This is a genomic window from Pseudomonas sp. PA-4-8C (assembly GCF_021606625.1).
GTDB lineage: Bacteria > Pseudomonadota > Gammaproteobacteria > Pseudomonadales > Pseudomonadaceae > Aquipseudomonas > Aquipseudomonas lactis.
This window is the reverse complement of record NZ_WKCD01000196.1, coordinates 1-10609: the sequence shown is the minus strand read 5'-3', so window position 1 is coordinate 10609 and position 10609 is coordinate 1. Positions and strand designations below refer to the sequence as shown.

Annotated in this window: 10 protein-coding genes; 5 read left to right on the top strand and 5 right to left on the bottom strand. The window is 61.7% G+C overall.

Annotated elements, in window-relative coordinates; genetic code table 11:
* Positions 1-2940 (top strand): toxin TcdB middle/C-terminal domain-containing protein (locus GIW04_RS22195; protein ID WP_236479197.1); only part of this gene is annotated, 2940 nt, incomplete at its 5' end.
* A gap of 54 nt (positions 2941-2994) precedes the next feature.
* Here the strand turns inward: GIW04_RS22195 and GIW04_RS22190 are convergent.
* The 3 genes from GIW04_RS22190 to GIW04_RS22180 all read right to left on the bottom strand — a co-directional run bounded on the left by GIW04_RS22190 (position 2995) and on the right by GIW04_RS22180 (position 7020).
* Positions 2995-5898: an RHS repeat-associated core domain-containing protein gene (locus tag GIW04_RS22190; protein WP_120248145.1), complete on the bottom strand. Its 2904-nt coding sequence runs from the start codon at positions 5896-5898 to the stop codon at positions 2995-2997.
* A gap of 130 nt (positions 5899-6028) precedes the next feature.
* Positions 6029-6574 carry a putative natural product biosynthesis protein gene (locus GIW04_RS22185; RefSeq protein ID WP_003191739.1) on the bottom strand — a complete coding sequence of 182 codons (546 nt, stop codon included), beginning with the start codon at positions 6572-6574 and terminating at the stop codon, positions 6029-6031.
* A gap of 62 nt (positions 6575-6636) precedes the next feature.
* Positions 6637-7020 carry a DUF2946 domain-containing protein gene (locus tag GIW04_RS22180; protein WP_003191740.1) on the bottom strand — a complete coding sequence of 128 codons (384 nt, stop codon included), beginning with the start codon at positions 7018-7020 and terminating at the stop codon, positions 6637-6639.
* A gap of 181 nt (positions 7021-7201) precedes the next feature.
* On the opposite strand from GIW04_RS22180, the gene GIW04_RS22175 reads away from it, so the two are divergent.
* The 3 genes from GIW04_RS22175 (at position 7202) to GIW04_RS22165 (ending at position 9295) form a co-directional block, all read left to right on the top strand.
* The gene (locus GIW04_RS22175; protein WP_003191741.1) at positions 7202-7810 is read left to right on the top strand and encodes an SCO family protein; all 609 of its coding nucleotides are present in this window, start codon (positions 7202-7204) and stop codon (positions 7808-7810) included.
* Entirely contained in the window at positions 7810-8292 is a 483-nt protein-coding gene (locus GIW04_RS22170) for a copper chaperone PCu(A)C (protein WP_120248146.1), read from the top strand. The genes GIW04_RS22175 and GIW04_RS22170 overlap by 1 nt, the downstream gene beginning before the upstream one ends.
* A gap of 514 nt (positions 8293-8806) precedes the next feature.
* Entirely contained in the window at positions 8807-9295 is a 489-nt protein-coding gene (locus GIW04_RS22165) for a hypothetical protein (protein WP_003191744.1), read from the top strand.
* On the opposite strand, the gene GIW04_RS22160 is transcribed toward GIW04_RS22165, so the two are convergent.
* On the bottom strand, positions 9279-9761 hold the full coding sequence (locus GIW04_RS22160; RefSeq protein WP_120248147.1) for a GNAT family N-acetyltransferase: 483 nt from the start codon (positions 9759-9761) through the stop codon (positions 9279-9281). The genes GIW04_RS22165 and GIW04_RS22160 overlap by 17 nt on opposite strands.
* A gap of 176 nt (positions 9762-9937) precedes the next feature.
* Here GIW04_RS22160 and GIW04_RS22155 point away from each other — a divergent pair, with 176 nt between their 5' ends.
* Positions 9938-10273 carry a hypothetical protein gene (locus GIW04_RS22155; RefSeq protein ID WP_003191746.1) on the top strand — a complete coding sequence of 112 codons (336 nt, stop codon included), beginning with the start codon at positions 9938-9940 and terminating at the stop codon, positions 10271-10273.
* On the opposite strand, the gene GIW04_RS22150 is transcribed toward GIW04_RS22155, so the two are convergent.
* Positions 10263-10609: response regulator (locus tag GIW04_RS22150; RefSeq protein ID WP_236479196.1), on the bottom strand; the 347-nt coding region annotated here is incomplete at its 5' end. The two genes, GIW04_RS22155 and GIW04_RS22150, sit on opposite strands and share 11 nt — an antisense overlap.

Genomic DNA, 10609 nt, shown 5'->3' with positions numbered 1-10609 from the left:
CCCCAAGAGTTTTTCCACCCCCACGGGCAACTGGCCGACCTGATGGGCAGCGGCAGGCTGGACCTGGCCCTGATCGGCAGCCGCAGCGTACGCCTGTATGCGCAGCGCCAGGACGGAGGCTTTGATCCTGGCCAGGACGTGCGCCATGGGCCCGACGATGACGGGCTACCAACCCTCAGCCATACGCCGACAGAGCTGATCGCTTTTTGCGACCCGCTCGGCAGCGGTCAACAACACCTGGTACGCATTCGCCATAACGAACTCAAGTGCTGGCCCAACCTCGGGCGTGGTCGCTTCGGCAAGGGGTTTGTATTCGCCCCACTGGCGTTCGACCCTGCCACCTTCGATGCCGCCAACATTCGCCTCGCCGACCTGGATGGATCAGGCGCCGTGGACCTGATTTACCTGGCACCCGACCACTTGCAGGTCTACATGAACCGCGCCGGCAACGGGTTGACATCGGCACCGATGACGCTGCGCTGGCCCGAGGGGATGCGCCATGACGCTACGTGCCAGGTCAGCTTCGCCGACCTTCAAGGCCTGGGCTGTTCCAGTCTGATCCTGAGTGTGCCGCACATCCGACCGCAGCATTGGCGCTATGACTTTGTCAGCGTCAAACCGTATCTGTTAACAGCCACCCTGAACAACATGGGAGCGGCCACCCAATTACGCTACCGCAGCAGCGCCCAGGAATGGCTCGATGAGAAACACCACTGGCAGACACTGGGAATGGCCCAGGACAGTAGCCTTGCGTTCCCCCTGCCAGTGGTCAAACGGCAACGGCAAAAGGACCTGGTCAGTGGCAACCACTCGACCCAATACTTTTGTTACCGCGAAGCCAGCTATGACCGTGACGAGCGCCAGTTCATCGGCTTCGGCCTGGTGCTGCAAACCGCTCAGCCACCTAATACCCACGCACCGTCAGGCGTGTTGACCAAGCGCTGGTTCAACACGCTGGCCCCACCGCGCGAAGCGTTTTACGCGGCTGACCCGCAGGCCCCCACGCTCGGCCCGTCCCTGCTGAGCCAACTGGAAGCCGGCCACACACGCGACACGCTGATCGCCACACCCGGTGCCTCGACCTTGCGCGCCATGCAGCGTGCGCTGGCGGGTAGCCTACTGCGCGAAGAGGTGTATGCCGCCGCCGATGTGCCGCAGCAGGCAGTGCCATACTCAGTGCAGCAACAGCGCTATCTGGTGCGCCAAGTGAAGCCTTCGCCCAAGGCCGGCGAGCCGGCCGTTCTGCTGCCGTTGCTGGTGGAATCGATGACCTGTCGTTACGAGCGCCAAAAGGATGACCCTTGCTGCCAGCACACCCTGAATCTGCGCTGGGACCGCTACGCGAGTAATTTGCAGCAAGTGGTGGTCGATTATGCCCGCCGCAAGACTGCCGGCGACTCTGCGCCAGCGGCGCTGGCCCACGAGCAGCAGTGGTGGCGCGACGCACACGACCCGGCGCAGCAGGCTTATTACCTGAGCGAAACCTGCGCCGAGTTCATCCACTTGGATGCCGCGCAGCGCTGGCGCTTGCGGCTGCCCTACCAGCAACGCAATAACGCGCTGGTGCTGAGCAAAGAGGCGTTATCGGGTAGCACCATCAGCTATGAGCACTTTGTCGCCGAGGGCTCGTCCAACCCGCTGGGGCCGGATGCCCAACGCCAACTGGGCGGGCTGTGGAGGCAGCATTATTGCCTGGCCGAACACACTGCCCCCTTACCGCCCGGAACCGCGAACTTTCAGGCCCTGCTCGCTTACGTCGAAACAGCCGAACTCGATCAACAGGCCCTGGATGTGTATCAGGACAGCGCTATCACTGCCACGCTGACCGAACAGCACTATCGGCCCCTGACCGCGTTCCTGTCGCCCGCCGCCGGGCGTGACGAGGCCATCACCCTGTGGTCGCTCGGCCAGGGTTACACCCGGTATGGCCAAGCCGACACCTTCTACCGGCCTCGTCGTCATCAGGCGAGTCTGAGCCACGGGTTCACGCACACTGAATACGATGCCTATGGGCTGCACGTTATCAAGGTGCAATCGGCCGACGGCTGCTCGACCCAGGCACAGTACGACTATCGTCTGGGCTTGCCGGTGCTGGTGACCGATGCGCAGCGTACCCAGCGGTATGCACACTACGATGCCCACGGGCATTTGCTGGCGACCGGCCTCAAGGGCGAAGAGCAGAGCAAACCTGTCGGCCATGACACTCGCCAGTCCTTCACCCGCGCGCTCGACTACGGGCCGACGCAGGCGCTGGCCGATCCGCAGACAGCCTTGCTCAACGCCCAGAGTGCGTGCGTCTACGATGTGTTCAGTTGGATGGGACAAATCCCGTCCGCCAGTCTCCAGGCAGCCTGGGTCAGCAGCGCTTACCTGCTGCCCAGCGGGCATATTCGCGCCTCGGCCTGGGTGCGGCTCAACAGCCTGACCGACCCGCAGGCCCATCATCAAACCCTCAAACGCCTGATTCGGGCGACCAGGCAAGTGCCCGTGCATGCCGTGGTGCTGCATGCCGACCGCTGGCAAGGAACCTCGCAGGAACGGCAGATCCATGTCGCCCTGGCCTTCAGGGATGGTTTTGGCCGAGTGCGGCAAACCCAGGAAAAAGCTGCGCCGGGACCAGCCTTTCAGGTCGAAGACAGCGGTCTATTGCGCGCAGGCGCCGAGCAAACAGACTCAGCGAACCGTTGGCGGATCAGTGGCCGGGTGGAGTACGACAACCAGGGTGGCCTGGCGCGGACCTGGCGACCTTACTTCGCCGACCGTGCCGGCTATATCGACGATGCGGCCTTCAATACCGCGCGCCTCAGCGAGCAACACTTTTATGACGCCTTGGGACGCCCGGTGCGCGTGCTCACTGCCAATGGCGACACACGGCGTCAGACTTACTGGGCCTGGTACAGCATCGCTGAGGACGAGAACGACACTCACGCGCCAACCTGACAACAGAGCCGGGCCGTTACACAGCCCGAGCTCCTGCGACTGACGTTGTGCGCATTAACGGCGGTGAGGGTTCATCACCCTGACCGCCCGATAATTGAGCCCACTGGTGTGCTGGATCATCACTCGATAGGCGCCACGACCGCGCTGCCCGCGATAGCCCGGCAAGTCAAAACTACGGACATTCTGCCCGCCCGCCATGGCATGCCCGGTATGAAAGTCCAGGGTGCGGGCTTCCAGGCGGTTGATCACGTTCCTGAGAATCCCACCGCCAGGGCCGCGTAATTCATTGAGAACAGACTCAACGTCAATCACCAGCCGCTCAGGCTCCAGCCCGGAGGAAGGTCCTGGGCTTACCGGTTGCGCGGCGGGCTCCTCAGAAGCGGAGCCTCGGCGGCCCACGCTCGTGACCCTGGTTTGCGGTTGTACTTCGGTGTGGGTCAGCCCAGCCGCTGGAAGCGGGCTGGCGCCCACCTTGCGTGCCGGGGCGCGAAGCTCCATGCCTAAAAAACCCAATCTGGCCAAGGTAAAATGGGGATTGTTTTCCGTGTGGGAGGCTATGTCGGCCCTGTCCTTGTGCTTGGTTGGGCCAATGTAGCCATATAGCCCGCCACGTGCGCCTGGGGTCAACCCATAAGCGAGACTTTCAGTGTCAGGAGTAGACAGCCGGTGTTGCAGATAAAAGTCCGCCAGCTCAGCGACTTCCTCTTCACTGGCGCCATGTACGCCCCCCAGAGTCTGTGCATACTCCTGGGAGGCTTGCTGATAAAACGCTTTGCGTCGAGCACGCAGGCTGACTTGCTCTCTGTACTGACGATAGCCAAGCGCCGTCACGCCCAGAATGCCCAGCGCAAAACCCAGGACAGCCAACTGAACGCGCTGGCGTGCGTCCATCTGCGCCGCATACCCTGCCAACACCAGCGTAACGATAAGAGTGGCAATATCGATGATGGGATGCCGCTGCAAGCCGTCGTCGTCTACATAACCCATGGGGTTGTTCCCCACCATCGCATACAGGTTCAACCCATCCACATCCCCTGCCGGGTCTGCGCTGATCCACCGTAACAACCACGGTGCGTAGTACCTGAAACCGTAGTAATACAACCCACTGGCGTCGCGCTCCTTGCCCGAATAACGCCGGGTTTTGTAGCCCGCTTCCAATGCATTTTTTGCTGCCCACCAGGCTGTTGCGCCGAACGGGTAATAATTCTCCTGACTCAAAAGAGCGGCTTTCTCGTCCAACTCCAGGGTACTGCTGCCCAAATGGTCGTCGAGGCTGAAGCGCAGTTGCTCATCCGGCATTGCCTCGGGACGCTGCCGTTCCCACTGTAACCCTCTGACCGAATGGCGCCCACCCTGAGCGAGCAACACATTCAACCACTCGCCATCCGGCCCGTGGCGATGCAGCTCCAGCCCTGGCAGATAAAGCACTTCATGGGTGTGAGTCTGCGTCTTGCCATGTGCCACGTGACGCTTGATAACTCGCTGGCCGGCGCCGTCGTACAGATATACTTCATCGTCATGTTCGCCATTGTCACGCAGCACCTGCGCGACGCGGACCAACTGGTTGCGCCCATTCCAGGTCAACGCCTGCCCAGGCGTCAAAGCCATAAGATTGCCGCCCTGGTCAAAGCCATCGCCCAGGCCCGGCGCCTTTGCGCCCTCGCGGGCCATCACGCTGTGATTACTGTGTTCGCCCACCTGCATCCGTTGGGTATAACCGCTGCCGATGCTGGGCACATGGCGCATCTGCGTCAGGTTAGCAGCCGAGTCGTAGGCATAATGGCGTGTGTAGTTGCCCCAGAGGTTGTCGTCTGTGGCGCCGAACGTGACTCGCCCCGGCAATGCGAATGTGCCGGTATTGCGCGCGTTTTCACGGCCGGTGGCTTTGATCAAGCGCGACAGGCTGTCGTACTCGAATGTGCTTACTGCCTCCACCTGCGCGTTGCTGGCCCAGCGGGTCGGCTGCGCCGCATCGCGGATGCGCAACACATTGCCGACCCGGTCGTAGCTGTAGAAGAGGTCTTGTAGTCGCTTGCCTGCCGAATCCTTGAGGTGGGCGCTCAAGCGTGTCAAACGTCCATCAGTGTCCGAATACTCGGCAACGCTGAGCACGCCATTACCCAAGCGTTCGCTCAACACCTGGCCCGAGGCGTTGACGCTGCGTTGATCCACCAGGGTCTTGCGCGCTCCGCTTTTGAACAGGATCTCGCTTTTCGTCAACTGGCCGTCGACACCGTATTGAGATTGCTGGCGATTGCCGCGCGCGTCGACCTGCTCCAGGCGTTGCCCCAGCGCATCGTGCTGCCAGGTGGTGGTGAAGGTCTGGGCTTGCAACTGTGCATCCCGCTCACTCACGGGCAGCGGCCAATCGGGCGCGGTGTGCGACGTGCAAAGGCGCCGGGTTTGCTCGGTGATGTTGCCTTGCACGTCGTAGCGCTCAACGAGCAACGTGCCTGCCGGGTCATCGTGACGAATCAGGCGGCCACAGCGATTGCGCGCCGCCTCCGTGGACGTCATGCCCGCGTAACTCATGCGCTCGACACAGCGTTCAGACGCCGCCGCCTCCGCGCGCTCGAATACCGCGACGGGGCGCAGCAACGGGTCGTATTCGAACCGCTGGCGCGTGCCTCGACTGTCCCACTGTTGCACGACCTGGCCGCCACTGCCGAGCAAGCGCGTCCGACGGCCCGCATCCACGCTGTCGGTGCTCAGCACTTGCCCGCCCAAGCTATAACGATGAGACAGATTGGGCGGCACGTCGGGATCGGCAGCGTGCAACTCAAACAGCCTTGGGTCCCACTGTTGCTGCAACAGGCCGCGAGCGTCGAACACCTGCCGCGTGACCTGCGCGCTGGGTGATTGCTGCGCGGTATTGCGATGGTACGCCACGCTGCGCACGGTCAACCCTCGCGGGTCGACCACCGTCAGCGTGGGCGTGTTGTGATGCAAAGAAGACATAAGCTGATGACCTGAAAAACCAAAGAAGCCTAGAGCCTAGTCATCAGCTCGATGCCAGCCTGCGGGCCGCGCACGCTGCGCCGTGTGCGGCGCTTCCGAGGGTGTCGTGAGGCTTACCGGACGCGGTGCATCAGGGCACCGGCCGCCAGCCGCCGAACGCGCCTTGCGCATTCAAGGGGCACCAGGCGAAATCCCATGCGGGTACCGGCAATGCTTGCTGCTGTGCGGCTATCGAAACGCTGCCTTTGCAATCGAACAGCGTCGAATCCCCCCAGCTCAGGACGATGCCCGCCGCCGCGCTGTCGTCCGTCAGCACCCAACGCGCAGCCGCGGCGGCCATGAAGGCTTCGATCGGTTCCTCATCGATCTGCGTGCGATACGCCGAACTCAGTAACCAGCGGCATACGTTCAGATGGTAGGTCCAGTCCAGCGGCGGTTGGTTGCGATAGGCCCAGGTCATGAAGGCGCGAAACAGGTTCAAGCCCTCCGGTGGGTCGAGCCTGAGCAGCGCCGGGCAGATGTCGAACAAGGTATGCCAGTGAGGCAGCAGGCGTGCATCCAGGTGCACGAAACAGCGCGAATTGCTCGGGTAGTCAGGCAGCGCCGGCTGCGCACGCAGGCGCCGCGACGCCTTGCTGACCAGGCGGCTGGCGCCGGCAGGCAATTGAGGGTTCATAAAACGTACTCACCATCGTGACGAGAGAATGCCTCCTGGTGACAGGAAGCCCAAGGCACACGTCAGGATGCGGGAGAAGCGCGAGGGTTGGCCGAAGGCCAGGAATAACGCGGAGGCGCTTTGTTGCGCCGCTCATGGGCGACACGTGGGGTTTGCGTAAGACCGAGCAACCAGGCCAGGCCGATGAGGAACACCAGGGCGACGGTAACCGCGTTACACACCGGGCAGGCAAAGTAGTTCGAGATGTTGCTGGAAGACGGGTTTGCCAACCCTTTGTCGGAAATGGGCGACTGGCCGCCGTCCACCGAACAGAACAGCCCGCCGATGCCGTTGAGCTGCTGGCCCATCATCTGGCCATGCCCCAAACCGCAGGCGAACAGGTTCATCAGCACGCAGAAGTACAGGGCCCAGGCGATCAGTGAGCGGTCAGAGTGGCGCAATTTCATGGCGGCGACTCTACCACCGAAGCCACAAAAGGACGAAATGGGCCGCACCCCTGTGGCAGAACGTCGCAGATTACGCGCACGGGCCAGGGTTGTTAGACTCTGCACCCTTCTCGTTACTCCTTTTCAAAGCCTGGCGGGGCAGCTTTACTGCCTTGCAGGCGTTTCACAGGATGCACAGTTGATGAGTACGTTATTCACCCGCCGCAAAGTGCTGACCGGCATGGGCCTGTTGGGCCTGGGCAGCCTGCTGGGCGGCTGTGACTACAGCCCCAAGCTGAACTTCAAGTACGGCAAGGACCTCAGTGACAAGATCATGGGTCGCACCTTCAAGCTCAAGAACACCGACGGCGAAACCGTCACCTTGAGCTCGTACCGCGGCCTCATGCCGGTGGTGTTCTTCGGCTTCACCCAGTGCCCGGCGGTCTGCCCGACCGCCCTGGCCCGCGCCGCCCAAGCCAAGAAACTGATGGGCCGCGATGGCAAGATCATGCAGGTGGTGTTTATCACCCTGGACCCCGAGCGCGACACTCCCGAGATTCTCAACAATTACGTCAAGGCCTTCGACCCCAGTTTCGAAGCGCTCTACGGCACCCCGGAAGAAATCGCCGTGGCCGCCAAGGAGTTCGGGATCTTTTATGAAAAGATCCCCGCCGGCGACACCTACACCCTCTCCCACACCGCCACCAGTTTCGTGTTCGACACCCGTGGCAACCTGCGCCTTGGCTTGCAGGCATCCCTTACCGCTCAAGAGTGCGCAGAAGACCTGCTCACCGTCATGGAGGTCTGCTAATGACTGCCGTTCAACACCTCAAGCGTCTCACCCTCGGCCTCATCCTGCTGGGCCTCGCCGCCCACGCCAGCGCCCAAGTACAAGTGACCGACGCCTGGGTTCGCGCCTCCGTACCGGGTCAGCCATCCAGCGGTGCCTTCATGACCCTCACCGCCGACAGCGACAGCAAACTGCTGAGCGTCGCTTCGCCAGTGGCCAAGGACGTGCAGATTCATGAGATGAGCATGAAGGACGACGTGATGCGCATGGGCCCGGTGGATGCGGTGGCCCTGCCAGCAGGAAAAGCCGTCAAGCTCGACCCGAACGGCTACCACGTGATGCTGATGGGCCTGACCGCCCAGATCAAGGAAGGCGACGAGGTGCCGCTGACCCTGACGGTGCAAGATACCAAGGGTGAAAAGCAGGCTGTCGAAGTGAAGGCAACGGCGCGTGGCTTGGATGGCATGGACCATAGCAAGATGGACCATAGCAAGATGCATTGAGAACCCTTCAGCTTGCTCCCACGTCACTACGATGCGAAGCGAGCCGCTCTTGATCTTGATCTGCTTGTGATCTTGATCTTAGGCGCCCCGTTAAACCACGCTGGCCGAACGCAGGCTTGAATTCGTGGGTAACCCGGCAGGACGCCGGGTTAGCCGCCCCGCGCCATGGATGGCGCGTGGCGGCGGCCCACGGATTCAAGCCTGCGTGCGGGCACACCGAGCCTAGGCGAGGTGCCGAGTGGTGGGGCAAGAGCGTTTTGCTTACTTTGCCGCTCTTGCAAAGTGAGCCGCCGTCAGGGCGGAACCCTAGGTGGCCGTTACCGCAGGAATGGATATGTACACAATCCAACTGTGTTGACTGCCAGGCCGTCTTCGCAGGCAAGCCAGCTCCCACAGTTGGATCGTGGTGCGTCAGGTGGATATGGGGCGGCTGGCGGGCCGTTAAGGGAGCAAGCTCCCTCGCCACGGGTTCAGCGCGCTATGCTGGCGCTCCAACCCACAGGGACGCGTGCACATGCCAATCAACCCAGCCTTCATCCTTCACCAGACCGAACACTGGCAACTCAACCACCACCTGACCTCGAAGCTGCCGGGTTACCTGATGCTGAGCGCCAGGGCGCCGATTGACGCCCTCCCCGACATGCCTGAAGCCGCACTGGCAGAACTGGGCGGCCTGCTCGCCAACATCCAGCGGGTGATGCAAACCCAACTCCAGCCGAAATGGTTGTATATCAGCCGCTACGGCCATATGCCCGGCTTCCCACTGCACTTTCATTGCATTCCCGTTTATGACTGGGTAGAGCAAGCCTTCTGGCGGGACGAGCGCTATCGCTCGCTGAACGCTTTCGGCACCCACCCCCTCGAGCCCGTGACCGATGGTGCTGAACTGACCCTGTTCGTATGGCGCGAATTTGGCGAGAGCCCCACCCCGCCGCAGATACAAGGGCCAGGAATAGAGCTTGTGATCGAGCAATTGCGCGCTGCATTCAAGCGCGATTCATAACCCGCAACTGCTTGACCATCGGTACACACGCCAGCACCAACCCGGACGGAGAGCGATACACTACCTGCTCATCGCCCACATACCCGCACGCGCTATAAAAACTCACCGCGTTCAGTGTCGCATCCAGCACCACCTGCTCAATCGCCTGCTGCTGCGCCACGTGCTCCAAGTGAGCAAGCATCGCCTTGCCAAACCCTCGCCCGCTGAATACGGGCAATACAAACAAGGCGCCGAGTTCATGGTTGGCAAGATCCAGCATGCCAGTGGCAACAGGTTCGCCATTGAACCATCCCATGTAGAACTGTTTTTCCATCAGCGCGCCGTAACCATCACTGGCGCGACCTCGAGTCCAGAGCGCCATTTTTTCAGCGCTATAAGCGCCAATACATTGGCCTAGAATGGCCTCGCGACGAATCTCAAACGCACGCTCGGCGTCGTCCGGCGTGGCGCGTTTTATCTCCAGCATCGCAAGCTCCTTCCATAACCTCAAACTGCCATTAGCCCATTTGTGCTAATCGACCCTACCTCACGGCGGCGCTATATTCCGCGGCACTTCCAACGTTCTCACCCACACCGCGCATTCAGTGCGCGCGGGTTCGTTGCGCGTTGGAAAAACCAAAACAACCCCAAGGAAGAAGCACCATGAAACTCCTCTCCCCTGTCACTCGCCTTGCCCTGCTGGGCGCCTTGATCATTGGCGTCGCCGGTTGCAGCAATATCAAGCCTACCGAAGACCATCTCAAGAAGCTGTCGGAAACCAATCTGGGCGAGCCGGTAAAACGTATCTCCAATGTGCGCAGCGACTCCATGACCACCTACTACGTGGCTAACACGGCCTCCGGCGAGTACAACTGTTCCGTGCCCAGTGGTGCCAGCGGCGGCGCGTTCGCGATTGCCAGCTTCGGCCTGATGAAGCCAGCGGCCTACTGCATGCCCAAGGGTGCCAAAGGCAATGGATTAACACCATTCATGCAGTAATTTTTTCCTGGCTGAGCTCACGCAGAGTGCCGCGCAGTTCCACAGGGCGTACCGGTTTGGACAGGATAGCGATCTGACGGTCATGCAACGCGGCCTGGATTTTCTCCACGTCGTGCCCGGTGAGGATCAGCGCTGGCACCGCCCAGCCACGTTGCTCGCGTAGCTGGTCGATGCATTCGATACCGGTGGCGTGGTTGCCCAGATCATAGTCGGCGACGATGATGTCGCAGTCGCTGACCAAACCCTGCCCCGTGGACTCGGCCTGCACTTGGCACCCCCAGCGCTCGAGCAGGGCCTGGGTGGCGAGCAGCACGTTGTAGTCATCCTCTACCAGGC